21 protein-coding genes and 1 riboswitch are annotated in these 24,731 nt (G+C 62.6%); of the genes, 5 read left to right on the top strand and 16 right to left on the bottom strand.

The features are described from left to right. Positions 1 to 9: 9 nt before the first annotated feature. The 3 genes from ACZZZU_RS11750 to ACZZZU_RS11740 form a co-directional block, all read right to left on the bottom strand. Complete coding sequence (locus ACZZZU_RS11750) at positions 10 to 831, bottom strand: aldo/keto reductase (protein ID WP_463550681.1); 822 nt, start codon at positions 829 to 831, stop codon at positions 10 to 12. Next, on the bottom strand, positions 828 to 2,003 hold the full coding sequence (locus tag ACZZZU_RS11745; RefSeq protein ID WP_463550680.1) for an NAD(P)/FAD-dependent oxidoreductase: 1,176 nt from the start codon (positions 2,001 to 2,003) through the stop codon (positions 828 to 830). Before ACZZZU_RS11745 ends, ACZZZU_RS11750 begins: the two co-directional genes overlap by 4 nt. A 154-nt stretch (positions 2,004 to 2,157) precedes the next feature. Beyond that, on the bottom strand, positions 2,158 to 2,490 hold the full coding sequence (locus ACZZZU_RS11740; protein WP_122493315.1) for a DMT family transporter: 333 nt from the start codon (positions 2,488 to 2,490) through the stop codon (positions 2,158 to 2,160). Positions 2,491 to 2,593: 103 nt separating this feature from the next. Between ACZZZU_RS11740 and ACZZZU_RS11735 the strand changes: the two genes are divergently transcribed. Both ACZZZU_RS11735 and waaA read left to right on the top strand, forming a co-directional pair. Next, complete coding sequence (locus ACZZZU_RS11735) at positions 2,594 to 3,478, top strand: LysR family transcriptional regulator (protein WP_463550679.1); 885 nt, start codon at positions 2,594 to 2,596, stop codon at positions 3,476 to 3,478. A 44-nt stretch (positions 3,479 to 3,522) separates the two neighbouring features. Beyond that, on the top strand, positions 3,523 to 4,797 hold the full coding sequence (waaA, locus tag ACZZZU_RS11730) for a lipid IV(A) 3-deoxy-D-manno-octulosonic acid transferase (RefSeq protein ID WP_463550678.1): 1,275 nt from the start codon (positions 3,523 to 3,525) through the stop codon (positions 4,795 to 4,797). A 325-nt stretch (positions 4,798 to 5,122) separates the two neighbouring features. Here waaA and ACZZZU_RS11725 read toward each other — a convergent pair whose 3' ends face one another. The 9 genes from ACZZZU_RS11725 to ACZZZU_RS11685 form a co-directional block, all read right to left on the bottom strand. Next, entirely contained in the window at positions 5,123 to 5,827 is a 705-nt protein-coding gene (locus ACZZZU_RS11725) for a PqiC family protein (RefSeq protein WP_463550677.1), read from the bottom strand. A 210-nt stretch (positions 5,828 to 6,037) separates the two neighbouring features. Further along, complete coding sequence (gene parC, locus ACZZZU_RS11720) at positions 6,038 to 8,290, bottom strand: DNA topoisomerase IV subunit A (protein WP_463550676.1); 2,253 nt, start codon at positions 8,288 to 8,290, stop codon at positions 6,038 to 6,040. A gap of 7 nt (positions 8,291 to 8,297) precedes the next feature. Further along, positions 8,298 to 8,783, bottom strand: coding sequence for a retropepsin-like aspartic protease family protein (locus ACZZZU_RS11715; protein WP_463552132.1), 486 nt, complete (start codon positions 8,781 to 8,783; stop codon positions 8,298 to 8,300). A gap of 35 nt (positions 8,784 to 8,818) precedes the next feature. Beyond that, positions 8,819 to 9,784 carry an esterase-like activity of phytase family protein gene (locus tag ACZZZU_RS11710; protein ID WP_463542252.1) on the bottom strand — a complete coding sequence of 322 codons (966 nt, stop codon included), beginning with the start codon at positions 9,782 to 9,784 and terminating at the stop codon, positions 8,819 to 8,821. Positions 9,785 to 9,882: 98 nt separating this feature from the next. After that, on the bottom strand, positions 9,883 to 11,787 hold the full coding sequence (gene parE / locus ACZZZU_RS11705) for a DNA topoisomerase IV subunit B (RefSeq protein WP_463550675.1): 1,905 nt from the start codon (positions 11,785 to 11,787) through the stop codon (positions 9,883 to 9,885). A gap of 20 nt (positions 11,788 to 11,807) precedes the next feature. Beyond that, positions 11,808 to 12,425, bottom strand: coding sequence for a YqiA/YcfP family alpha/beta fold hydrolase (locus ACZZZU_RS11700; protein WP_463550674.1), 618 nt, complete (start codon positions 12,423 to 12,425; stop codon positions 11,808 to 11,810). 97 nt (positions 12,426 to 12,522) lie between these two features. After that, complete coding sequence (cpdA, locus tag ACZZZU_RS11695) at positions 12,523 to 13,338, bottom strand: 3',5'-cyclic-AMP phosphodiesterase (protein ID WP_463550673.1); 816 nt, start codon at positions 13,336 to 13,338, stop codon at positions 12,523 to 12,525. A 162-nt stretch (positions 13,339 to 13,500) separates the two neighbouring features. Then, a complete protein-coding gene (locus ACZZZU_RS11690) occupies positions 13,501 to 13,953 on the bottom strand; it encodes a DUF1249 domain-containing protein (protein ID WP_122449547.1) in 453 nt (150 codons plus the stop codon). After that, positions 13,944 to 14,561, bottom strand: coding sequence for an NUDIX domain-containing protein (locus ACZZZU_RS11685; RefSeq protein WP_463550672.1), 618 nt, complete (start codon positions 14,559 to 14,561; stop codon positions 13,944 to 13,946). Before ACZZZU_RS11685 ends, ACZZZU_RS11690 begins: the two co-directional genes overlap by 10 nt. 208 nt (positions 14,562 to 14,769) lie before the next feature. Here ACZZZU_RS11685 and ACZZZU_RS11680 point away from each other — a divergent pair, with 208 nt between their 5' ends. After that, entirely contained in the window at positions 14,770 to 15,516 is a 747-nt protein-coding gene (locus ACZZZU_RS11680; RefSeq protein ID WP_463550671.1) for an RsiV family protein, read from the top strand. Between the two features lie 89 nt (positions 15,517 to 15,605). Here the strand turns inward: ACZZZU_RS11680 and cytX are convergent, their stop codons facing one another. Both cytX and thiC read right to left on the bottom strand, forming a co-directional pair. Then, positions 15,606 to 16,892 (bottom strand): putative hydroxymethylpyrimidine transporter CytX, encoded by a 1,287-nt coding sequence (gene cytX, locus ACZZZU_RS11675; protein ID WP_463550670.1) that lies wholly within the window; start codon positions 16,890 to 16,892, stop codon positions 15,606 to 15,608. 198 nt (positions 16,893 to 17,090) lie between these two features. After that, positions 17,091 to 18,992, bottom strand: a complete 1,902-nt coding sequence (gene thiC / locus ACZZZU_RS11670; RefSeq protein ID WP_463383945.1) for a phosphomethylpyrimidine synthase ThiC — start codon at positions 18,990 to 18,992, stop codon at positions 17,091 to 17,093. Positions 18,993 to 19,090: 98 nt separating this feature from the next. Further along, a riboswitch (TPP riboswitch) is annotated at positions 19,091 to 19,196 on the bottom strand. A 245-nt stretch (positions 19,197 to 19,441) separates the two neighbouring features. Here thiC and ACZZZU_RS11665 point away from each other — a divergent pair. After that, entirely contained in the window at positions 19,442 to 20,890 is a 1,449-nt protein-coding gene (locus ACZZZU_RS11665) for a TolC family outer membrane protein (protein ID WP_463550669.1), read from the top strand. A gap of 219 nt (positions 20,891 to 21,109) precedes the next feature. On the opposite strand, the gene ACZZZU_RS11660 is transcribed toward ACZZZU_RS11665, so the two are convergent. Together ACZZZU_RS11660 and ACZZZU_RS11655 are read right to left on the bottom strand one after the other, a co-directional pair. Next, positions 21,110 to 21,637: a metal-dependent hydrolase gene (locus tag ACZZZU_RS11660; protein ID WP_463550668.1), complete on the bottom strand. Its 528-nt coding sequence runs from the start codon at positions 21,635 to 21,637 to the stop codon at positions 21,110 to 21,112. Then, positions 21,634 to 23,223, bottom strand: a complete 1,590-nt coding sequence (locus tag ACZZZU_RS11655; RefSeq protein WP_122493300.1) for an AhpA/YtjB family protein — start codon at positions 23,221 to 23,223, stop codon at positions 21,634 to 21,636. Before ACZZZU_RS11655 ends, ACZZZU_RS11660 begins: the two co-directional genes overlap by 4 nt. 192 nt (positions 23,224 to 23,415) lie before the next feature. On the opposite strand from ACZZZU_RS11655, the gene serB reads away from it, so the two are divergent. Beyond that, a complete protein-coding gene (gene serB, locus ACZZZU_RS11650) occupies positions 23,416 to 24,630 on the top strand; it encodes a phosphoserine phosphatase SerB (protein ID WP_122493299.1) in 1,215 nt (404 codons plus the stop codon). Positions 24,631 to 24,731 lie beyond the last annotated feature (101 nt).

The following is a 24,731-nucleotide window of genomic DNA, read 5'->3' as shown; positions in this document are numbered from 1 at the left end:
GTTATTGTTTTAACCCCGCCCGAGAGAGTGGATAACGGACGCGGCTGTAGAGACGTTGTGTGACAGGTGCAGCGGATTGATGGTTCCGACTATCGCGCTGGCGACAGCCGGGTGCGCAAAGGCCAATTCGAAGCTGGCACGCACCGGATCAATGCCCGGTTCCAGACATACATGCCCGCTGGCCAGGGCTTTCTTCAGCAGAATGCCTTTGCCGTGCTGCCAAGCGTAGTCGAGCACCGGACGTTCGCCCTGCTCATTGAGGTTGTAGGTGACCATGGCGCAGTCGCCGTGCTCCAACGCCAACAAGCCGCCTTCGACGGTTTTGCCGGAAAAGCCGTAAGCGCCGATTTTGCCCTCTGCCTTTAGCGCCGCCAGGGTTTGATACACCTCATGTTGGTGCAGCACGTCGAGGTCGTTGCCGTCGGAATGCACCAGCACCAGGTCGATGCGGTCGGTTTCCAGGCGCGTGAGGCTGCGCTCCACCGACAGTCGGGTGTGGGCGGCGGAGAAATCATGATGCGAAAGGCCGTCGGTAAATTCTTCGCCGACCTTGCTGACAATCACCCATTCATCACGCTGGCCACGCAGCAGCGGCCCCAGCCGCTCTTCACTGCGGCCATAGGCGGGCGCGGTGTCGATCAGGTTGATGCCCAGCTCGCGCGCCAGGCTCAGCAGCAGGCGCGCTTCGTGGTCGTCGGGAATCTGAAAACCATTCGGGTATTTCACCCCTTGGTCGCGGCCCAGCTTGACGGTGCCCAGCCCTAGCGGCGACACCCGCAGGCCGGTGCTGCCGAGCGCGCGATGCAGATCGTGCAGGGTTTTCTGGCTCATGGCAGCAGCGCCTCCCAGGCCGTGGGCGCCACGGATGGGCGTGGCAATTCGGGCAGGGCCGGGTGATTGCCGGGCTGCACGTTGTCGCGTTTCAGCGCAGCCAGCACGCGGTCGGCGAAGTCGGGGGCGAGCGCCAGTTTAGTGGGCCAGCCGATCAGCAGGCGTTTGCTCTCGGTGAGGAAGGCGTTGTCGGGGCGAACCAGACCGCTTTGCGCAGGCTCGGCGCGGTCGACGCGCAAGGTGGCCCAATGCGCTTGACTGAAATCGACCCACGGCAGCAGGTTGCTCAGCTCTTTCTGCGCGGCGGCAATTTGCGCCTGGCCGTCGCGAGCCACGCCGTCGGCTTCGGCGAGGTCGCCGCCCAAGTACCACAGCCATTGGCCATCAGCGGTGGGGTGGCTGGTGACGGTGACGCGCGGCTTGGGCCCGCCGCCGAGGCAATGGGCGTACAGCGGTTTGAGTGTCGGCCCCTTGACCATCACCATGTGCAGCGGCCGGCGCTGCATCAACGGTTGGCTCTGGCCGAGCGCCGTGAGCAATGCGGCGTTGCCGGCGCCAGCGCTGAGCACCACGCGTTGGGCACGTATTTCACGCCCGTCGACCGTAAGGCCCGCCAGCTCGCCGTTTTCCAGCAGCGGTTCGATGTGTTCGCCGCTGAGCAAGCTGTCGCCCGCCAGTTCGGCCAGGCGCTGGATCAGGCTCGGCACATCCAACACCAGCTCATTGAGGCGGTACACCTTGCCTTTGAATTTGGGGTCTTGCAGGGCGGGCGGCAGGTCGGCGCCTTTGACTTGATCGACGCGCGAACGCACGGCTTTGCTGGCGAAAAAACTGGTCAGGTTGCCGGCCAGGGTGCCGGGAGACCACAGGTAATGCGCGTTGGAAAGCACGCGCGCGCCGCGCAAGTCCAGCTCGCCGCTGCCCTCCAGCGCCTCGCGCCAGCGGCGCGGCATATCGGCGATGGCTTCGGATGCGCCGGTCAGCGCGCCGTGTAACGCGTACTTGGCGCCGCCGTGAATGATGCCCTGCGACTTCACGCTCTGCCCGCCGCCCAGGCTGGCGCTTTCAACCAATAGAGTGGCGAAACCTTGTTGGCGCAAGCGCGCATTGAGCCACAGGCCGGCAATGCCGCCGCCAACGATGAGAATGTCAGTACTAAGGGCTTGGGACATGGGAGCTGCCTTCAGAAAAACAGGGCGGCAGTATAACGCTGGGTTTCGAGGGTAGGGCGGCTTGCTATTTCCGTAGGAGCGAGCTTGCTCGCGAAGCACTTCTGGCACGAGGCCCATTCGCGAGCAAGCTCGCTCCTACAAAAGCGCGTTGGCGTCAGTGCCCGGTCGTGCTGGAAAACAACTGAATAACCACAACCCCCGCCACGATCATGGCCATGCCCAACATCGCCGGTACATCGAGCTTCTGGCTGTAAATAATCGCCGCCGCGATGCTCACCAGCACGATGCCCAACCCGGCCCACACCGCGTACGCCACGCCGACCGGAATGCTGCGCACCACCAGCGTCAGCATCCAGAAGGAAATGGCGTAGCCAACGATCACCAGCACCAATGGCAGCGGCTTGTTGAAGCCGTCGATGGCTTTCATTGAGGTGGTGGCGATCACTTCCGAGGCAATGGCGATGCCGAGGTACAGGTAACCGGACATGGCGGCGCTCCTTATATAGGCGACTGTTTCGATGGCGGGATTCTAAGCGCTGTGGCGATGGGATAAAGTCATTAGCTATCGGGTTTGGAGATAGGTTGCCGCCATGCAGTGGAACTTCGAGCAGTTGCGGTTGTTTGTCAGCGTGGCGGAAAGCCAGTCGTTCTCGGCGGTTGCCCGGCGTTTGGGGCGTGCGCAGTCGGCGGTGAGCAGCGCTATTGCGCTGTTGGAGGCCGACTTGGGCATGTTGCTGTTCGACCGCAGCAGCGGCCGTCAACCGCGTCTCACCGAGGCCGGACAGGTGCTGCTGGAAGATGCGCGGGAAATCTTGCGCCAGTGCGAGCGCTTGGAAGGTCGCGCGATGGGATTGGTAAAGGGCGAAGAAGCGTGCCTTCGTCTGGCACAAGATGAGGCCATGCCCTACCAACCTGTACTCGATAGCCTTGAAGCGCTGGCCCGGCAATTTCCGCGCCTGGAAGTGCAGTTGTCCAGCGGCGCGCAGGGCGATGTGGCGGGGAAACTGCTGGACCGGCGCGCTGACCTTGGCTTGCTGTTCCACCACGAAAACATGCCGCGCGCCTTGGAGCGTCAGCGCCTGGGCACGATCGAGATGGTCACCGTGTGTGGCGCCGGGCACGCCCTGGCCAAGGCGCACTACGTTGACCGACATGCGCTGGCGCAACACCGCCAACTGCTTATGGCGCCGCAGGAACGGCACTACCCGGGCGGCGAGCAAATCAGTCCGGCTGTGTGGCGCACCGACAGCTTCTATTCCATGGCTGAGCTGGTGATGCGTAACTTGGGCTGGGCCTGGCTGCCGCGCCACGTCGCGCAATACCCGACCTATCTCAATCAATTGGTGGAACTGCGCAGCGACTGGACGCCGCCACCGCTGGTGGTCGAATTGGTCTGTCGCCGCGACGAAGCCTTGGGGCCCGCCGCCGTGTGGCTGGCCGACTGCTTTGCTGAGCACCTGCAAGCAATCGGCTAAGCGAGGCGCTTCATCTTGATGGTGAACTCAGTAAACTGCGCGGCATGAATAGAACCCTCTACACCGTACTGTTTCACCTGGCCCTGCCGCTGATTGCGCTGCGTCTGTTGCTTCGCGCCCGCAAGGCGCCGGCCTACGGCCAACGCGTCAATGAGCGCTTCGCTATCGGTTTGCCGCCGCTGAAAACCGGCGGCATATGGGTGCACGCCGTGTCGGTGGGCGAGAGCATCGCCGCCGCGCCGATGGTGCGCGCTCTGCGCCAGCGTTATCCGCAGCTGCCGATCACCGTCACCTGCATGACGCCCACGGGCTCCGAGCGCATTCAGGCGCTGTTTGCTGGCGACCCGCTGATTCAACATTGCTATCTGCCGTATGACTTGCCGTGGGCGGCGGCGCGTTTTCTCGACCGCGCGCAGCCGAGGTTGGCGATCATCATGGAAACCGAGCTGTGGCCCAACCACATTCACCAGTGCGCGCGGCGGGGCATTCCGGTGGCGCTGGCCAACGGGCGCCTGTCTGAACGGTCGGCGCGCGGCTATGGGCGTTTCGCCAAGCTGACTGCGCCGATGCTGGCCGAAATGAGCTTGCTGGCCGTGCAAACCGACGCCGAAGCCGAGCGCTTTCGCAGCTTGGGCGCGCGGCCTGAATGCGTAACGGTTACCGGCTCGATCAAGTTCGACCTCAGCATTGACCCCGAACTGCTGCAACGCGCCCACGCGCTGCGCATTGAATGGCAGGCCGAAGGCCGTCCGGTGTGGATCGCCGCCAGCACCCATGCCGGCGAAGACGAAATCGTGCTGGCCGCCCACCAACGCTTGCTCGCCGAGCGCCGCGATGCGCTGCTGATTCTGGTGCCGCGCCATCCTGAGCGCTTCAACAGCGTGTTCGAGTTATGTGGCAAAGCCGGTCTGAACACCGTGCGCCGCTCCACCGCCGCGCCGGTCAACGACACCACGCAAGTGCTGCTCGGCGACACCATGGGCGAGCTGCTGTTTCTCTATGCCCTGGCTGATGCCGCGTTGGTCGGCGGCAGCCTGGTCGCCAGTGGCGGGCATAACCTGCTGGAACCGGCCGCGCTCGGCAAACCGGTATTGAGCGGACCGCATCTGTTCAACTTCCTCGATATTGCTGCGCAATTGCGCGATGCCCAGGCCTTGCGCGAAGTGAAGGACGCCGAGGCGCTGGCGGAAGCGGTCGGCGAACTGTGGCAACAACCGCAGCAGGCTGCGCAAATGGGCGCGGCGGGGCTGGCAGTGATGCAGCGCAACAAGGGCGCGCTTGAGCGGTTGCTTGTCGGCCTGGGCGCGTTGTTGAAGTAAGACGGTGGCCAGGCAATCGCATCGCGGCTAAAGCCGCTCCTACAGGCTGTGCAACCTGTGGGAGCGGCTTTAGCCGCGATGCTTTTTGACTGCTCCAGCCGCCCGTAAAAAAACCGCCCATCTCGGGCGGTTTTTTTCTTCTTAGAAGCGGAACACTTCAGTCTTGGGAATTTGCGGCGGCTCTGGCGGTGGCCAGGCAATCGCATCGCGGCTAAAGCCGCTCCTACAGGCTGTGCAACCTGTGGGAGCGGCTTTAGCCGCGATGCTTTGTGACTGCTCCAGCCGCCCATAAAAAAACCGCCATCTGGGGCGGTTTTTTTTCTTCCTAGAAGCGGAACACTTCGGTCTGCTGCCTAACCGGCGCCGCCTTCGGAATTTGCGGGGGTTCCGGCGTTTTGGCCGGTGTGGGCACCGCCGCTGGCTTACGCGTTTCTTCGGCGATGGGCTGCTCCGACATCGGCTTGATGGCCGTCGCCAATTGCTCGGCCAAGCGCCGCAGCACCACGCTTTGCGCCCGCACCTGATCGGCCGAGCCGCCCAGGTGGGGTTCTTCGATATGAATCAGGCGGCTGTCACGCAGTTGGCCGCGACGGTCCAGCAAGCGCCACTGCGCATCCAGCACCGCTGGCTGCAGCGGGCCTGAGTCCATGCGGCTGATGGTCAATTCCACTTGAACGTCGGGCACGAACCCAGCACCGCCAGGCGCCATTACCAGGCGTTGGGTTTCCAGGCGCGAGGCCAGTTGGCGCAGCAATACTTGATCGATATCCGCGCCCAGCGCTCCGGCCCAGCGGGCTTCAGTGGCGGGCGTCAGGCTGCCGTCTGGTTGGCGTTGCAGCAGGGTGGGTTGTTGCAGGTAGTCGGCGATGGACACCGGCCCCAGCAGCACCGCGACGCCTTTGTTGGCGACGGGCATTTTCGGGTTGCCACTGTCGAGTTGGTACAACGTCACTGGTTGCTGAGCGACGCAGCCGACCATGCTCAACAGGCTGGTCAGTAAAAGCAGCGAGGAAATTCGCAACGAAATCATCTATCTCATCCAGGCAGCGGCGCGGGGCCGCTTGCAGTCAAAACACTGGGCCAAGGCCGGCTATCATCCGACAAAGCTGCCTGTGACTCCAGCCTTGCGAAGGTTACGGCGTGCTTCGCGATGGCGATTTAGAGCGGTGCAGGGAGGCAAAACGCGCCGATCTGGTAGCGAACGGCGCGCTTCAAGCGGCAATGCGCGCCCTTCGTGTAGTTACGCCTCGACGAGCAATCCATCGACACGCTGGAAGCCACGGGGCAGTTTGTTGCCGCGGCGGCCGCGTTCGCCTTTGTAATGCTCCAGATCGTCGGCTTTCAGCGACAGGGTGCGCTTGCCGGCTTGCAGCACCAGCGTGGCGCCTGCAGGCAACACGGCCAGTCCGGTGACGAACTCTTCGCGATTGGCGACGCGATCACCCGGTACGCCGATGATTTTGTTGCCCTTGCCTTTGCCCAGTTGCGGCAGGTCGGCGACTTTGAACAGCAGCAGGCGGCCTTCGGTGGTCACCGCCGCCAGCCAATCTTCCTCGCGGTTCGCCACCGGCTGCGGCAGCAACACTTTAGCGCCGTTGGGCAGGCTGAGCAGGGCCTTACCGGCCTTGTTCTTGGCTTGCAGGTCTTCACCTTTCACCACGAAGCCGTAGCCGGCGTCGGAGGCGATGACGAACAGTGCGTCGTCCTCGGGCAGCAACACGCATTCGAACGTGGCGCCTGGCGGTGGCGTCAGGCGGCCGGTCAACGGTTCGCCCTGGCCCCGTGCGGACGGCAGCGAATGCGCCGCCAGCGAGTAGCTGCGCCCCGTCGAGTCGATAAATACCGCGTACTGGTTCGAGCGCCCCGGTGCCGAGGCTTTGAATTCGTCGCCGGCTTTGTAGGAGAGCGAGGTGGCGTCGATGTCGTGACCTTTGGCACAGCGCACCCAGCCTTTTTCTGACACCACCACGGTGACCGGTTCGGTGGGCATCAGCTCGGTTTCCGACAGCGCTTTGGCTTCGGCGCGCGCCACGATGGGCGAGCGGCGGTTGTCGCCGTAGGTTTCGGCGTCGGCGATCAGCTCGCTGCGCACCAGTTTGCGCAGCTTGGTTTCGCTGCCCAGCAGGGCCTGCAGCTTGGCTTGTTCTTTGGCGAGTTCTTCCTGTTCGCCACGGATTTTCATCTCTTCCAACCGTGCCAATTGGCGCAGGCGGGTGTCGAGGATGTAATCGGCCTGGGTGTCGGTCAGCGCAAAGCGCTCCATCAGCACCGACTTGGGGTGGTCCTCGGTGCGGATGATATGAATGACTTCATCCAGGTTGAGGAAGGCGATCAGCAAGCCGTCCAACAGGTGCAGGCGGCGCTCGACTTTATCCAGACGGAATTGCAGGCGACGGCGCACGGTGCCGATGCGGAACACCAGCCATTCGCTGAGCAGGTCGCGCAGGTTTTTCACCTGCGGTTTGCCGTCCAAGCCAATGATGTTGATGTTCACCCGGTAGCTGGATTCCAGCTCGGTGGTGGCAAACAGGTGCTGCATCAGCTCGTCGGCATCGACGCGGTTGGAACGCGGAATGATGACGATGCGGCACGGGTGTTCGTGGTCCGACTCATCGCGCAGGTCAGCGACCATTGGCAGCTTTTTCGCCTGCATCTGGCCGGCGATCTGTTCCAGCACTTTGGCGCCCGACACTTGGTGCGGCAGCGCGGTAACAACGATGTCGCCATCTTCCACGCGGTACACCGCGCGCATACGCACCGAGCCTTTGCCGGTTTCGTAGATTTTCAGCAGGTCGGCGCGCGGGGTAATAACTTCGGCTTCGGTCGGGTAATCCGGGCCGAGGACGTGTTCGCAGAGCTCTTCAACCGTGGCCTTAGGCTCATCGAGCAGGCGAACGCAGGCGCTCGCCACTTCACGCAGGTTGTGCGGCGGCACGTCGGTGGCCATGCCCACAGCAATACCGGTGGTGCCATTGAGCAGCAGGTTGGGCAGGCGCGCCGGCAGTACAGCGGGTTCGTCGAGCGTGCCGTCGAAGTTCGGCACCCAGTCGGCGGTGCCTTGGCCCAATTCGGTGAGCAGCACTTCCGAGTAACGCGACAGGCGCGCTTCGGTGTAGCGCATGGCGGCGAAGGATTTCGGATCATCCGGCGCGCCCCAGTTGCCCTGGCCGTCGACCAGCGTGTAGCGATAGCTGAACGGCTGGGCCATCAGCACCATGGCTTCGTAGCACGCGGAGTCGCCGTGGGGGTGGAACTTACCCAGCACGTCACCGACGGTACGCGCCGATTTCTTGTGCTTGGAATCGGCGTCCAGGCCCAGCTCGCTCATGGCGTAAATGATGCGCCGCTGTACCGGCTTCAGGCCGTCGCCAATGTGCGGCAGGGCGCGGTCCATGATTACGTACATGGAATAGTTGAGGTAGGCCTGCTCGGTGAAGTCGGCCAGGGAGCGCCGCTCCACGCCGTCCAGGCTCAGGTCTAGAGAGTCGCTCATGCGTGCCTCATTGTGTGGTGGTCTGGCGCAGCACCAAGGTGCCGTCGCGCTGGGTGAATTCCAGTTGTTTGAGTGCGCTCATGCCCAGCAGCACTTCGTCGCCCTGCATGCCGGGCGCCACCAGGGCGCGCACGTTGTGCAGCACGATCTCGCCCAATTGCAGGCTGTCGATTCGGGTGCGGTAACCGGTGCTCATGCCGTTGGCAGTGCTCACGGTTACCGGCGCGCCGCGTTCCAGTTTGAGGCTGTCGGCTATTTCGCCGGGAATGGCCACGTCGGTGGCGCCGGTGTCGAGCATAAACAGCACGGTGTTGCCATTAATGGCGCCGGTAGAAACAAAGTGGCCTTGGCCATTTCCGGCCAGGCGCACTTCGATAAAGCCCTGGCCGTGGGACGAGCTCGGCACCTGGTTCGGGTTGTGCTTTTTCTCTTCCCACTGCCCGAAAAAGTGCGTGGCCAACGCCAGGCCGGCGCCCCAGAACAGCACCCACATCACGCGACCGGCGCGGCGGCCGACGGTTTGTTCGGTCACGGCTTGGCGCTCCAGCCATCAGCCGGCGCGGCAAACCGCCAGACGATAGGGCGGTCTTCACCGTCGCCACGGGCTTTGTTGCCGTTGTCGACGCCGATCCAGGCACCTTTTTCGTCGATGGTCAGCGCTTCAGCCATGCCCCACGGCTCGTCGTACTTGCGCGCATCGGTCAGCGCTTCGCTGGCGAACGACCAGCAGCGCTCGGCTTCGCCGGTATCCACGGCGCGGCGGCAGATGCGGTGGGTCAGGCGCTCTAAGGTGTACAGATGGTTTTTGTACAGGGCCAAGTCGCCGAAGTCTTTGGGCATGGGTTTGGTGCCCATTTGCGGCGGCGGCAACTCGTCGCCGCCCTCGCTCATCAGCACACAGCCGCCGGCACATTTCCAACTGCCTTCGGATTTGTGCAGCACCAGCAAACCCCGGCGCTCGCGCTCGGCCGCCAGCCACAGACGCTCGGCCTTGGCGTCGATGGCGAGGCCTTCAAACAAGGCGTTGAAATGCAGCAGCATGCCGCGAGCCCGGGCCTGTCGAACCAGGCTCGGCGGCAGGTTGAGCCATTCGCCGGTGCCGGCCGGTGGCAGCATGAGCACCGCCGACGCGGCCTCACTGACCAGGTAGCGATTGCCCTTGGCGTCGCAACTGATGCCTTCGAAATCCAGCGCGCCGCCACGGGTCAGGCTGGCGAGCCAATTACGTACGCGTGTGCCCCAGGGCAGCGGGCTTTGCGGCGCGGGCGGCGCGTCGAACAGTTCCACCTCGGCCTGAAGCACGGCGCCTTTGCTGGTGAGACGGTAAACGCGATCATCGTCGCGGTCGGACACCGTCCATAACGCATCGCCGCACCAGGCCAGGCCAGATAAATTGCCGGTTGGCATGCCGTCCACCGCCTGTTCGCTGAGCAGTTTCAGCTCTTCGAAAGGCGGCGTAGGGGCCGGCGCTTGCTCGGGTTCGGCGGCATCCATGGCCACCACCGGTTGCGGCTTGGCGGCCGCAGGTGGAGGCGAGGTTTGCGCGAAAACGGGAGCAGCTATCAGCAGCAGGGCCGCGAACAGCTGGCGCATCAGGTCAGAACCTCGGCCAGGTCGCCCTTGGATTCCAGCCAGGTTTTGCGGTCGCCCGCGCGTTTTTTCGCCAGCAACATGTCCATCAATTCCTGGGTCAGCTCGAAGTCTTCCAGGGTCAACTGCACCAGGCGGCGCGTATTGGGGTCCATGGTGGTTTCGCGCAGTTGCGGCGGGTTCATTTCACCCAGACCTTTAAAGCGCGTGACCTGCGGCTTGCCGCGTTTTTTCTCGGCCACCAGGCGGTCGAGAATGCCATCGCGCTCGGCTTCGTCGAGGGCGTAGTAAATTTCTTTGCCCAGGTCGATGCGGTACAGCGGCGGCATCGCGACATACACGTGGCCGGCATCGACCAGCGCGCGGAAGTGCCGCACGAACAAGGCACAAAGCAAGGTGGCGATGTGCAGACCGTCCGAGTCGGCGTCGGCGAGGATGCAAATTTTGCCGTAGCGCAACTGCGAAAGGTCCGCCGCGCCGGGGTCGACGCCAATGGCGACGGCAATGTTGTGCACTTCCTGGCTGGCCAGCACTTCGCCGCCGTCCACTTCCCAGGTGTTCAGAATTTTGCCGCGCAGCGGAAGAATGGCTTGGAATTCTTTGTCTCGCGCTTGCTTGGCCGAACCGCCAGCGGAATCACCTTCCACCAGAAACAGCTCGGAGCGCATTGGGTCCTGACCGGCGCAGTCGGCCAGCTTGCCAGGCAACGCCGGGCCTTGGGTGATGCGTTTGCGTTCGACTTTCTTACCGGCTTTCAGGCGGCGCCCGGCGTTGCTGATGGCCAGTTCCGCCAATTGCAGACCGAGTTCCGGGTGTTGGTTCAGCCACAGGCTAAAGGCATCTTTGACCACGCCGGAAACAAAGGCCGACGCTTCACGGGAGGACAAGCGCTCTTTGGTCTGCCCGGAGAACTGCGGCTCCTGCATCTTCATCGACAGCACAAAAGCGATGCGTTCCCACACGTCTTCCGGCGCCAGCTTCACGCCGCGCGGCAGCAGGCTACGGAATTCGCAAAACTCGCGCATCGCATCCAGCAGGCCTTGGCGCAGGCCGTTTACATGGGTGCCGCCTTGGGCGGTAGGAATCAGGTTGACGTAGCTTTCCTGCACGCTTTCGCCGCCTTCGGGCAGCCACAGCAAGGCCCAGTCAACGGCTTCTTTATTACCGGCCAGGCTGCCGCAGAACGGCTCGTTGGGCAGACGCTCAACTTCAGCGACGGAATCGGCCAGGTACGAGCGCAGGCCATCTTCGTAGAACCATTCAATTTTTTCGCCGCTGGCTTTGTCTTCAAAGCTCACCGACAGGCCCGGGCACAGCACGGCCTTGGCCTTGAGCACGTGCTTGAGGCGGCTGACGGAGAATTTGTGCGAGTCGAAGTATTTGCCGTCGGGCCAGAAATGCACGCTGGTGCCGGTATTGCGCTTGCCAACGGTGCCGATCACTTCCAGATCAGTGGCTTTGAAGCCGTCGGCGAAGGTCATGCGGTATTCGTTGCCGTCGCGTTTTACCCGCACTTCCACGCTGGTGGACAGGGCGTTGACGACCGAAATACCCACACCGTGCAGGCCACCGGAGAACTGGTAGTTTTTGTTCGAAAACTTACCGCCGGCATGCAGTTTGGTCAGGATCAGCTCAACGCCCGGCACGCCTTCTTCAGGGTGGATGTCCACCGGCATCCCGCGGCCGTCGTCGCACACTTCCAGCGAGTTGTCTTCGTGCAGGATTACCTGCACCGATCTGGCGTGGCCGGCCAGGGCTTCGTCGACGCTGTTGTCGATCACTTCCTGGGCCAGGTGGTTGGGACGGCTGGTGTCGGTGTACATGCCCGGGCGCTTGCGCACCGGATCGAGGCCGGAAAGGACTTCGATGGCGTCTGCGTTGTAAGAGCTGGAACCTTGCTGGGCCATGGGGTCTCGTTCGTCAGTCGTTAAATGTCGGAAAAGTCGAAATCGCGCCAGGTGCTCGAGGCAAACCCGGCAAACGCCAGCAAGGCCGGCAGGCGCTGGGCAAAACCCTGGAAGCCATGGTCGCCACCTGCCTGAATGCGCAGGGCGCAGTCCCGGTAGAAGGTCTGGGCGTGCCGATAATCAAGGGTTTCGTCGGCGGTCTGCAACCACACCTGATAGCGGGCGGGGTCGGCGGGCGCCGGCACTTCCAGTTCGCTCAAAGCGGTGACGTGGTCGAGGGTCAGTTCCCAGGTTTCGCCGGTGTAATGGTTGGTCTGGGTGCCCAGATGGCCGGCGAACAGGCGGTGAGGGTTGACCGCCGGGTTGATCACCAGCGCCTTCAAACCGTGGCGCTCGGCCAAGTGGGTCGCATAGTAGCCGCCAAGGGAGCTGCCGACCAGCGTCGGGCGGCCCAGCTCCATAATGGCTTCCTCCAGCTGCGCCATGGCCTGGCGCGGGTGGTGATGCAGCGCAGGCATACGCACCTGATCGGCCCAGCCGAGGCGCTGCATGACGCCACTCAGCTGGCTGGCTTTGTGCGACGCCGGGGAGCTGTTGAGGCCGTGTATATAAAGAAGGGTGGGGGTGTCGGTCAGCACGCGGGCGACTCCATAAAACCGTAGCGGCGCACTTTAGCAAAGATGGTGTGGGCGTTGGTTGGGTCGTTGTGCGTTGGGCTGTCGCGCCGCGCGGCGGTCAGTAACCCTTGATGGTGTAATCGACCACGAAATGAATGCCGGTGACGCGGGAAACGCCGGTCTCCAGGCGGCCATCGTCGTGCAGGCGCAGCCAGCGGTAGCCCGGCGCGGTGTCGTCGACCTGAAACTCTTCGCTACCCGGTGCAAATTGCACACAGGTGGACGGCGAGGCCAGCAGGCGCACGTCGTTGCGCATCTGGTCGAATTCCTGGTGGATGTGTCCCCACAGCACCGCCTTCACTTGTGGAAAACGGTCGAGCACCGCGAACAGTTCATCCGGATTGCGCAAGCCGATCGGCTCCATCCAACGGCAGCCGATGGACACCGGGTGGTGGTGGAAACACACCAAATGATGACGGTCCGGGGCTTCGCTCAGGGCATTGACCAGCAGGTTCAGTTGCGCTTCTTCGAGGTAGCCAGGAACGGCGCCAGGAATGGAGGAGTCGAGCACCGTCACGCGCCAATTGCCGACATCCAGCACTGGCGCCATCAGCTCGGTGCCTACGCAGGCCTCTTGCATGGCCGGCAATTCGTCGTGGTTACCCGGAAACCAGCGCGCGGCGCCAGCCAGCACGGCGGTCATTTCACGGAAGCGGTTGTAGGATTCCAGCGTGCCATCTTGAGAAAGATCGCCAGTGGCAAGCATCAAATCGATGTGCGGCTGCTCGAGCTGCACGCGTTCGATGACTTTTTCCAGGCTGTGACGGGTGTCCATGCCCAGCAGTTTGCCGTCCGCTTCTGCAAATAAATGGCTGTCGGACAGCTGCACCAGCAGCACCGACGAATCAGCAGAGGGAATGGACGAGCTCGGCAAGGCCGTCTCCTTGAGCGGTTTGGTGAGAATTATGATTGTTTAGCACGCTACCGGTAAAGGCAGGATGCGGACATGGGTCACAGTTAAGTGGCGCGGTAGAGCGAAAAGTTCTCTTTCGAGAACGTCACTGCGTGACGCCGCATGGGCTAAACGCAGGGACGTCTACCGCACAGGTTCCAGTTCGTGACCGCAAGCCAGGCAATGACTGAGCCATTCGCCGAGGAATAGGTTCAACTGGGTTTTCTCATCCGGCTGATGCATCGCCGCATTGGGGTACGCGTAAATGCTGCGAAACCGCCGCGCATTCTCGGCGCTAACCACTTCGGCCATGCGCGCATCGTGGTACACGCGCACTTCGAGCCGTGGAATCGGCAACCACGGCAAGCTGTGTTCCTGCCTTACCTGCAACGTGGTGGTGTAGGGGCAAGCCTCCAACACATCCAGCGCCAGCACACCGAGCAAGCGTTCGCCCTGGCTCAACGCCACGCGCCGCGAGCCGCGCTCGTCGCGCATGGCCGGCAGCAGCCGCATCAGCCGCGCGTAGTTGGCCTCGCAGGCGGCTTGCAGTTCGATCAGGTCGACGCGGTAGCGGTCGCGCAGCAGGGTTACGCCCACATTCCCCTCACTTCAGCACGGTTAAGTGCCAGCCATTGAATGGCAATGATCGTCGCCGCGTTATAAATCTGCCCATCGCGAACCGCCGCCAGGGCGTCTTCGAAGGGCACTACGTGCACGCGTATGTCTTCGCCTTCTTCTTCCAAACCGTGCACCCCGCCGGCATTGCTGCTGTCGCAGCGACCGATGTACAGGTGCACTTTTTCATCCGAACCGCCTGGCGAAGGGAAGTACGAGGGCAGGGGCCACAAGGCACCCAACTCCAGATTGGCTTCTTCCACCGCTTCACGGCGGGCGACTTCTTCGGGCTGCTCATCCTTGTCGATCAACCCGGCCACCAGTTCCAGCAGCCACGGATTGACGCCTTTGGTCATGGCGCCGACGCGAAATTGTTCGATCAGCACCACGTTGTCGGCCTTGGGGTCGTACGGCAGCACGCAGACCGCGTCGTGGCGCACGAACAGCTCGCGGCTGATTTTCGGGCCCATCTCACCGGAGAACTGGCGATGGCGCAGGTGCAGGCGGTCGACCTTGTAGAAACCCTTGAAGCAGTTTTCCCGCTCAATGATTTCTACGTCATCCGGGCCTGGCGTGAAGGTCTTGGTCATCGGTTACCTATTCGCTACTGAAACGTCGATTGCTGTCATCCTAGCTTGCCTCGGCGAGCACCGCAGCCCCTTTCAAGAATGCCGACGGGCTGAGAGGATAGCCGCCTGCGCAAAAGCCACAAACGCCGAACTCATGTCGGCAACGGCAGTCGAAGCCCGACACTTGCTGTTTTCCACCCGCGTAAATTTGCCTCCGCCAAGGAATGCCATGTCCCTGTTGAAAGCCTGTTCACCGCTCGCTCTGGCCCTGCTGCTCGGCGGCTGCGCCAGCCTGTTTCAGCCCGACTTGACCGACAAGCTGGACGTTAAACGCACGGCCTGGGAACACACTCAGCCGGGTTGCCAAGGCAGCGATTGCCCGTTGGTCAATATCGACACCGTGAGCTTTGCCGACGAGCCGCAACTGACCGCCTTGATTGACCAGCGTCTGCGCCAGATGACCATCAACACCCCCGACGCCACCTTGCCGGCCACCCTGCAGAGCTACGAAAAAAGCTTTCTGCAATCAGCCGAGCCGGGTTGGTCGAGCTACCTGCAAGCCAAAGTACGCGAGCAGCATGACGGCCTGGTGATTATCGAATTGTCGAGCTACCTGTTCACCGGCGGCGCCCACGGCATGCCAGGTCGGCAGTTGATCAACTACGACCGCAAATTGCACAAAGTGCTGACCCTGCAAGACATTCTGATTCCGGGCCAGGAAGCGGCCTTCTGGCAAGCGGCCGAGTTGGCGCACAAAGGCTGGTTGATGGCCAACAAGCTCGACCAGGATCCTGAATTCATCAAAACCTGGCCGTTCCTGCGTACCGACAACATTGGCCTGACCTTCGGCGCCGTCAGCCTGATGTACGACGTGTACAGCATTGCGCCGTACGCTTCCGGGCATCCGGAGTTGAAAATTCCGTACCCGCGTTTGAATGGCATTGTTAAGCCGCAGTATTTCCCGGGTCGCGGCTAACTCGAAACGCATCGCGGCTAATCGGAATGCCGCCCAACCGCTCCCACAGGAACCGCAAACCTGTAGGAGCGGCTTCAGCCGCGAGCTTTTTACGCCCGCGCTGCCACCATTCTGGCGCTCACGCTGCCCAACGCAAACTGCAACACGCCCGCCACGATCAGCGCCGGTAACGTCGCGCCCAGTTCTGGATAGAAGTTAGCCAGCAGATGGTAAGTCGCCACGCCACCCGCCCACGCTGCCAACGCAGACCAGCGCAGAGCGTGCTGCATAACCGCGCTGGCGCGGCGACGCAGGATGAAGTGGTCGACCAGCACCACGCCGAACAGCGGCGCAAATACCGAACCGATCAACAGCAGGAAATTCTGGTACTGCGCCAGCGGGGCCACGCAGGCGATCACGGTGCATATCACGCCGATGGCCAGCGCCAGATGCTCCACTTTCACGCGCACAAACGTGCCGCTGGAAACGGCAGCCGAGTGAACGTCGGCGAACGCGTTTTCCGATTCATCCAGCAAAATCAGCAGCAACGGAATACCCAGGCCTGCCCCTGCCAATGCCAGCAGCAGCGCGTTCGCTTCACCGCTCGGCGCGAACGCCAGGGTGTACGCCACGCCCAGGCCCATCAGCCACACGTTGCCAATAAAGAAACCCACGGCGGTGCCGCCGAATACGCTGCCGGCGCGTTTGCCGAAGCGCGAGTAGTCGGCAATCAGCGGCAGCCACGACAGCGGCATGGCGATAGCGATGTCGAAACCAAGGGCGAATGGCAACGTGCCGTCACCGCGCTGCGCCCACAGGGTGGCGAGATCGGCTTTGGCGAACAGGTTCCAGGTCAGCCAAACGCAGGCGCCGAGCAACAGCCAGATGCCCCACTTGCGCAGCACTTGCCGCACGAACGTGAGCGGCCCAGTAACGGCTAGCAAGGTGACGAGCGCACCGAACAACAGGGTCCAGAGCAGCGGCTGCGTCCAAAGACTCTCTTCGCCGAACGCGCGGGTGGCCAGCAGGCTGGCGGCGTCGCGCATCACGATGATTTCGAACGAGCCCCAGCCAATCAGCTGCAGCAAATTCAACAGCGCCGGCAGGCTGGCGCCCTGGTTGCCGAGGCTGAGTTTGATCGCGGCCATGGAGGCCAGGCCGGTGTCGCTGCCAATCACGCCAACGGCCGCCAGCAGCAACACGCCGACGGCGGTGCCCAGGGCGATTGCCAACAAGCCGAAGGCCAGGCCCAGGCCGGGGGCGAGGAGGGCGCCGGTTTGCAGCACCATCAGGCCGATGCCGAGGGAAAACCACAGGGAAAACAGATCACGTGCGCCGAACACGCGCTGGTTGGCCGGGACGGCGAGATCGGGGGAATAGGTGCTGGGTGTGTTCACGGCTTTTTGTTCTCGGGGGACGCGTTGGTGGTGAGTGTGGGGTTCGGCTGGCTGGCCGGTTCCCCTCACCCTAGCCCTCTCCCCGCTGGAGCGAGGGGACTGATCGTTGAGGTGTCGCAAATGTTCGCCGTAGCCTCGATCCGCCCCCTCTCCCCTCGCGGGAGAGGGTTGGGGTGAGGGGGGGACGTTGCTGCCGCCTTAGACTTTTTTGTAAAGCTGACTACCTTCCTGCTTGAACCGCTCAGCCTGCTCCTGCATGCCTTGCTGCACGTCGATATCCACCGCCTCGATGCGTTGATTGGCGGCGTATTCACGCACTTCCTGGGTGATTTTCATCGAGCAGAATTTCGGCCCGCACATGGAGCAGAAATGCGCCACCTTGGCCGAGTCCTTGGGCAAGGTTTCGTCGTGGTAGGCGCGCGCCGTGTCGGGGTCCAGGCCGAGGTTGAACTGATCTTCCCAGCGGAATTCGAACCGCGCCTTTGAAAGCGCGTTGTCGCGGATTTGCGCACCCGGATGGCCCTTGGCAAGGTCGGCGGCGTGGGCCGCGATCTTGTAGGTAATGATGCCGGTCTTCACGTCATCCTTGTTCGGCAAGCCCAGATGTTCCTTGGGCGTGACGTAGCAGAGCATGGCGCAGCCGAACCAGCCGATCATGGCGGCGCCGATGCCGGAAGTGATGTGGTCGTAGCCCGGTGCGATGTCGGTAGTCAGCGGGCCGAGGGTGTAGAACGGCGCCTCGTCACAGCACTCCAGCTGCTTGTCCATGTTCTCTTTGATCAGTTGCATCGGCACGTGGCCGGGGCCTTCGATCATGCATTGCACGTCGTGCTTCCAGGCGATTTTGGTCAGCTCGCCGAGGGTTTCCAGTTCACCGAACTGCGCGGCGTCGTTGGCGTCGGCAATCGAGCCGGGGCGCAGGCCGTCGCCAAGGGAGAACGACACGTCGTAGGCCTTCATGATTTCGCAGATGTCGTCGAAGTGCGTGTACAGGAAGTTCTCTTTGTGGTGCGCCAGGCACCACTTGGCCATGATCGAGCCGCCGCGCGAAACGATGCCGGTCACCCGTTTGGCGGTCAGCGGCACGTAGCGCAAGAGCACGCCAGCGTGAATGGTGAAGTAGTCCACGCCTTGTTCGGCTTGTTCGATCAGGGTGTCGCGGAACAACTCCCAGGTCAGGTCTTCGGCCGCGCCGCCGACCTTTTCCAGCGCCTGGTAGATCGGCACGGTGCCGATGGGCACGGGCGAGTTGCGGATGATCCATTCGCGGGTTTCGTGAATGTGCTTGCCGGTGGACAAGTCCATGACCGTGTCCGAACCCCAGCGAATGCCCCAGGTCAGCTTGGCCACTTCTTCTTCAATAGAAGAACCCAAGGCGCTGTTGCCGATGTTGCCGTTGATCTTCACCAGGAAGTTGCGGCCGATGATCATTGGCTCCAGTTCGACGTGGTTGATGTTGGCGGGAATGATGGCGCGGCCGCGGGCGATTTCTTCGCGCACGAACTCGGCGGTGATTTCTTTGGGAATGCTGGCGCCGAAGCTATGACCGGGGTGCTGTTGGTCGAGCAGGCCGGCGGCGCGGTGTTCCTGGAGTTTCATGTTCTCGCGAATGGCGACGAACTCCATCTCCGGGGTGATGATGCCCTGGCGTGCGTAGTGCATCTGGCTGACGTTGGCGCCCGCTTTGGCGCGGCGCGGGTTGCGCACGTGGGCAAAGCGCATGGCCGTGAGTTCAGGATTGCTCAGGCGTTCCTGGCCAAAATGGGAGCTAAGGCCGGGCAGGCGCTCGGTGTCGCCACGGGCTTCGATCCACGGCGAGCGAATGTCGGCGAGGCCTTTGCGCACGTCGATTTGCACGGCGGGGTCGGTGTAGGGGCCAGAGGTGTCGTACACCAGAACGGGGGCGTTAATCTCTCCACCGCTCTCTGTCCCTGAAAACCCGGTCGGGGTGACGTCAAGGCTGATTTCCCGCATCGGCACGAGAATGTCCGGGCGCGAGCCCTGCACGTAAATCTTCTGCGAGCGGGTGAAGGGTTGTACCGATTGCTGATCGACCTGGGCGCTCTCGCTCAAGTTTTTTAGTTGTTGTTTTGTGCTCATCAAGGCTCTCCAACGTCATCCTGAACGGGATTGTCGGAGTGGACCTGAAGGGGCAGAGGTGCACCGGGGCTGGTGCCAGAGGACTCGCAAACGGACGGCAGGCGAGCAATCTTGTTCCCTACGCAGGCGTTAACCTGATCAGGTTCAACGGGATCCGGATTAACCGATCTCAGCCTTTCACTCAAGGCACCCCGACAAGAACTCGGCCACTCTAAACAAGGGGCGGAAGAAAACCAACCCCGAAGTCAAAAAAGTCTGACTGATGCGTCGGATCGTGACGACGCCAACGTCGCCTAAAGATGATTGTTGCGGGCAAGCAACATAGCTTGTCGCAAACTACACTCACGGCGCGTTCAGGGCGCTTGACCCCCTGCATCGCGCCCCTTAGCCTTGCCCATCACCGCCCCGCTGCCGCTGGTTCAGGGGCCACACCAATTAGGATGATTAGCATGCTGCGCAGACTTTCCCTGGCACTTGCCGTGGCTTCAGCATCAAGCGGCGCTGCCTGGGCAGCGGAAGCACCCCTGTCAGCCAAGACAGACCTGGTGAGCGTTTATCAGGAAGCGGTCAACAACAACGCCGACCTGGCCGCCGCTCGCGCCGACTATGAAGCCCGTAAAGAAGTGGTGCCCCAGGCCCGCGCCGGGCTGCTGCCGAATATCTCCGGCGGCGCCAACATGAGCAACAGCCGCACCAAGGTCGAGACTTCTGCCGGTGACCCGAGCCTGAGCCGCAGCGGCACCGTGTACCAGGCGACCCTGAGCCAACCGATTTTCCGCGCCGACCGCTGGTTCCAACTCCAAGCCGCCGAAGCCATTGACGAGCAAGCCTCGCTGGAACTGTCCGCCACCGAACAGAACCTGATTCTGCAAACCGCTGAAGCGTATTTCGCTGTGCTGCGCGCGCAGGACAACCTGGCCTCGACCAAGGCCGAAGAAGCGGCGTTCCAGCGCCAGCTCGACCAGGCGAATGAGCGCTTCGATGTCGGCCTCTCGGATAAAACCGACGTGCTCGAAGCCCAGGCCAGCTTCGACACCGCCCGCGCCAACCGCATTCTGGCGCAGCGCTCGGTAGACGATTCGTTCCAGTCGTTGATTACCCTGACCAACCACGACTACAACTCGGTTGAAGGCATCAAGCACACGTTGCCGGTGCTGGCCCCTGCGCCGAACGACGCTAAAGCTTGGGTCGACACCGCCGCCCAGCAGAACCTCAACCTGCAAGCCAGCAACTTTGCCGTTGATGCAGCCGAAGAAACCCTGCGTCAACGCAAGGCCGGCCACGCGCCGACCGTTGATGCCGTGGCGCAATACCAGCGCGGCGACAACGACAGCTTGGGCTACGTCAACAGCGGCACCTTTGGCGCGCCGCGTTATAACGGCGACGTTGAGCAACGCAGCATTGGCCTGCAACTGAATATCCCGATCTACAGCGGCGGCCTCACCAGTTCGCAAGCGCGTGAGGCTTACCAGCGGCTGAACCAGGCCGAGCAGCAGCGCGAAAGCCTGCGTCGCCAGGTGGTGGAAAACACCCGCAACCTGCACCGCGCGGTGAACACCGACGTGGAAACCGTGCAGGCGCGTAAGCAGTCGATCATCTCCAACCAGAGCGCCCTGGAAGCCACCGAAATCGGCTACCAGGTGGGTACGCGCAACATCGTCGACGTGCTCGACGCCCAGCGTCAGCTCTACAGTTCGGTGCGCAACTACAACAACGCGCGCTACGACTACATTCTCGACAACCTGCGCCTGAAGCAGGCCGCTGGTACCTTGAGCCCGGCGGATCTGGAAACGCTGGCGCGCTTCCTCAAGCCCGACTACAACCCGGACAAAGATTTCTTGCCGCCGGATTTGGCCAAGTCGGCTGAGCAGAATCTGCGCGCCAAACCTGACTACTGATTGATGCCCAATAAAAAGCCCCGCCAAGTGCGGGGCTTTTTTTGGCTCATCCGACCGGCTTCTGGGGCGTCGGCCATGCTGCGTTGCATCCTCGCTTTTGGTGCTCACGTACTTGAGTACGCTGCGCTCAAAAGCTCCGGGGCGCCTTGCCTGACCTCAGCCCCGAAACCCTCGACCGAGTAACGGCCGCCATTTATAAGAGCTCGGCCTGTCCGTCTCCTACCGTCTGATTGCCTTGCGGGCGACGATTCCGGTCACCGCCACAACCGCACACGGCAACCACACCCACCGCGCCTCAGACGCCAGTACCGCCAGCCCGCGTTCGCTGAAGAAGCCGTTGATAAACGGCGACACGGCAATCGGCCGCCAGGGCGCGAAGAAGCGTTGTTCGCTCCAGGGCCATAACCACGCGACGCCCAGGCCGCCGTTGGTGAAGGCATCGAGCACGCTGTGGGAGGCGGCGGCCAGCGCCAGGAACACGCCTGCTTTGATCCGGCCGCTGTTGAGCAGTGGCGCGAATATCAGGCCCAGCACGCCTATCAGTGCGGCAAACAGCAGGGAGTGACTGGCGCCGCGATGGCCAAAGCTGTCGGCGTAAGCGATGCCGAATTTGAATGCCAGCACGTCGGCATCCGGCAGGCAGGCGGCGAGCATGCCGGCCAACAGCAGACGCGTGGGGATAACCCGGCTGCCCAGCGCCAGGCCAATGGCCAGGACGGGCAGCGGGTGGGTGATAAGGGTGGTCAAGGACGCGCGGGTTGTTCGTGCATGCGCGCCAGTTGGCGTTCAAGCAGTGACGGGTACGGTTCCAGCAAACGCTCGACGCAGCACGCGCCTTCCGGGCTGGCGATCGGACGAATGCGTACGCGTTGGCGCAACAGCACGTCGTCGCCAATGCTGCGCTCGACGAGCAGCAGGTTGCGGCTGTGTTGCGACAGCGCCAGCGCATCTTGCGCGGTGTCGCTGAGCAGCAGGTCGCCTTGGCTAAGGTCGCCGAGGTCTTCGCCGGCGGTAAGGCCGAGCTGCAGTTGCAGGGTGATGCCGCTGTCGGCCACTTCGATTTGCAGGGCATGGCCGAGGGCGCGCATCAGCTCGCCGCAGCAGATGGCGTGGGTGAGGTAATCCTCGCCGCTGTCGTCGCTGTTGAATAGCATCAGGCTGCTGCCGTCTTTCAGGGTGTGCAGCACGCCGTTGTACAGCGAGGCAGCCTGGTCGAGGCAGTCGCGATAGCGTTGCAGCAGATCCATCAAGCGCGCACGCGGCAAGCGGCGCAGTTGTTCTTGGGCGCCGAGCTGAATGGCCAGTACGGCAGTCAGCTCAGGCTTGTTTTGCTCGGGGGCGTAATCGTCTTCTTCAACATCGAGCACAGGATCCTGCAGGTCGGCGAACGGGTCGTCTTCGTCCAGCGGCGCCTGAATCGGTTTTACCCGCAGCGGTGATTGCACGCGGCGCGGTGGCTCGCGCAGGTCGTCATCGTCGCTGTCGTAACTGTCATCGCGCAGGTCGCGCACTTCGAATTCAGGCTCGTCGTCGGCATCTTCGTCTACGTAGGCGTCGTCGTCTTCGGCGAAGGTGCGCTCGTCGTCTTCGTAGTCGTCCTCGTCATATTCAGGCTCTGGCGGCGCGACCGGTTTCGGTTTCTCCGGCACCAGGCGCGATTGCAGCTGGCGGGCCAGATCGCCGATTTCATCGTTGCGACCAGCAGCGGGCGCCGGATCATCCGGGTCGCGCAGCCACAGGCGCAGCTGCATCAGCGGCGTGGAAATGTGACGTCCCAGGCGCAGGCTCAGGCTCAAGGTCAGGGCCAGCAGAATCAGGCTGAGCAAGCCCATGCTTTGCAGGCTGATGGTCATGGGCTGCTGGAATTGCTGCATGTCCAGGCTGATGCGCAAGTGGCCAGCGATCACTTCCTGAAAGGTAATGGGCGTGGAATACAGGCCTTCGGTTTCACCCAACATGCTCTGCGTGGGCCGCGAGCCGGCTTCGGCGAGGATGCGGTTGTCGACGCTATAAATAGCGGCGTGGGCCACCAGCGGGTTTTTCACCAGGTTATTGAGCAGCACGTTGAGGCTGAGAATGTCGTTGGACACCAGCAGCTCGGTGGCCGAGGCGGCCGTTTGAATGGTCAGGCTCTGGCCCAGCGCATCGGCTTGCTGCTGCATCGCCTGCTTGAACTGCATGCCCATCACTAAGGCATAGATGACCAGCGCCGCGGCCACCAGCAACAGGCTGTGACTGGCAATGCGCAAGGCCAACGGCACGCGGCGCTGGCGCAGCGCGTGGAAGATCAGCAGGAAGAAGTTGTCGGGTTTTACAGGCGCGGGCCGGTTCACAGAGCGCGGCTCTTTTCGAAATGGAATTGGCGCGCAGTATAACGAGGGCATGGGGGAGGGCAAAGCGCTGTGCGTGCCCGTATAGCGGTGAAAGTGGTTAGAATGTGCGCCTTTTCCTCACCCTCAACGCCCTGTGTGCGCCCTATATGGGCAATGCGTTGACGCTTCTGCCGTGCCTTGTGGAGGTCCGCCTTGCGCGAAATCGTTCTGATCAATATCACCGGCGAAGATCGCCCGGGTCTGACGGCCGCCATTACTGGCGTGCTGGCGCAGGGTGGCGTGAACATTCTCGACATCGGCCAGGCCGTTATCCACAACACCTTGTCGTTCGGCATTCTGGTGGAAATTCCCGGCACCGAGCAGGGCTCCGTGGTGCTCAAGGACGTGCTGTTCACCGCCTACAAACTTGATCAGCAAGTGCGCTTCACGCCCGTCTCCGAGGCCGACTACCAGCAATGGGTCAGCGGCCAGGGCAAAGCCCGGCACATCGTTACCCTGCTGACGCGCCGCGTGACTGCCGAGCAATTGCAGCGCGTGAGTTCGATCACCGCCAAATACGGCTTGAACATCGACCACATTGACCGTCTTTCCGGGCGTATGCCGCTCGACACGCCCGCCGACCAGAGCAAAGGCTGCATCGAGTTTTCCGTGCGCGGTGAGCCGGCCGATCCGGGCGCGCTGCGGGCCGAGTTCCTCAGCGTCGCGCAGGAACTGAACGTTGATATCGCCTTCCAGCAAGACTCGGTATTCCGCCGCAACCGCCGCCTGGCGGTGTTCGACATGGACTCGACGCTGATTGAAGCGGAAGTGATCGACGAGCTGGCCAAGGTGGCGGGCGTGGGCGAGAAAGTATCGGAAATCACCGAGCGCGCCATGCGCGGCGAACTGGATTTCCGCGCCAGCTTCAAAGAGCGTTTGGCCTTGCTCAAAGGCCTGCCGGAAAGCGAACTGGCCGCCATTGGCGCCTCGCTGCGCCTGACCGAAGGCGCCGAAACGCTGTTCACCGAACTCAAGCGCCTAGGCTACAAAACCGCGATTCTCTCGGGCGGCTTCAGCTATTTCGCCAAGCAACTGCAAGCCAAACTGGGCATTGATTACGTGTTTGCCAACGAGCTGCAGATCGAAGACGGCAAACTGACCGGCGTGGCGATCGAGCCGATTGTCGACGCTCAGCGCAAAGCCGATTTGCTGCGTCAGCTGGCCGAACAGGAAGGCGTGAGCCTGGAGCAAACCATCGCCGTGGGCGACGGCGCCAACGACTTGCCGATGCTGGCGATTGCCGGTTTGGGCGTTGCCTTCCGCGCCAAGCCGCTGGTGAAACAGTCGGCCAAGCAGGCGATTTCGACCCTTGGGTTGGACGGCGTGCTGTATCTGCTGGGCTATCGGGATCGCGACGGCCAGGCGTAGGCCCTCGGTCATCTGTAGGAGCGGCTTTAGCCGCGATGCTTTTGACGCTAGGAACATCGCGGCTAAAGCCGCTCCTACAGGGTGCCGATGGCCATAAAAAA

The sequence above is a fragment of the Pseudomonas sp. AC136 genome, from assembly GCF_979258585.1.
Note: the sequence above shows the minus strand (reverse complement) of the source record. Positions and strands in the feature narration are given on the sequence as shown.

Bases quoted from the DNA above. Each gene is read 5' to 3' on its own strand.
- ACZZZU_RS11750 (WP_463550681.1), bottom strand. From the start codon at position 831: ATGAGCCAGAAAACCCTGCACGATCTGCATCGCGCGCTCGGCAGCACC.
- ACZZZU_RS11745 (WP_463550680.1), bottom strand. From the start codon at position 2,003: ATGTCCCAAGCCCTTAGTACTGACATTCTCATCGTTGGCGGCGGCATT.
- ACZZZU_RS11740 (WP_122493315.1), bottom strand. From the start codon at position 2,490: ATGTCCGGTTACCTGTACCTCGGCATCGCCATTGCCTCGGAAGTGATC.
- ACZZZU_RS11735 (WP_463550679.1), top strand. From the start codon at position 2,594: ATGCAGTGGAACTTCGAGCAGTTGCGGTTGTTTGTCAGCGTGGCGGAA.
- waaA (WP_463550678.1), top strand. From the start codon at position 3,523: ATGAATAGAACCCTCTACACCGTACTGTTTCACCTGGCCCTGCCGCTG.
- ACZZZU_RS11725 (WP_463550677.1), bottom strand. From the start codon at position 5,827: ATGATTTCGTTGCGAATTTCCTCGCTGCTTTTACTGACCAGCCTGTTG.
- parC (WP_463550676.1), bottom strand. From the start codon at position 8,290: ATGAGCGACTCTCTAGACCTGAGCCTGGACGGCGTGGAGCGGCGCTCC.
- ACZZZU_RS11715 (WP_463552132.1), bottom strand. From the start codon at position 8,783: ATGTGGGTGCTGTTCTGGGGCGCCGGCCTGGCGTTGGCCACGCACTTT.
- ACZZZU_RS11710 (WP_463542252.1), bottom strand. From the start codon at position 9,784: ATGGATGCCGCCGAACCCGAGCAAGCGCCGGCCCCTACGCCGCCTTTC.
- parE (WP_463550675.1), bottom strand. From the start codon at position 11,787: ATGGCCCAGCAAGGTTCCAGCTCTTACAACGCAGACGCCATCGAAGTC.
- ACZZZU_RS11685 (WP_463550672.1), bottom strand. From the start codon at position 14,561: ATGACCAAGACCTTCACGCCAGGCCCGGATGACGTAGAAATCATTGAG.
- ACZZZU_RS11680 (WP_463550671.1), top strand. From the start codon at position 14,770: ATGTCCCTGTTGAAAGCCTGTTCACCGCTCGCTCTGGCCCTGCTGCTC.
- thiC (WP_463383945.1), bottom strand. From the start codon at position 18,992: ATGAGCACAAAACAACAACTAAAAAACTTGAGCGAGAGCGCCCAGGTC.
- ACZZZU_RS11665 (WP_463550669.1), top strand. From the start codon at position 19,442: ATGCTGCGCAGACTTTCCCTGGCACTTGCCGTGGCTTCAGCATCAAGC.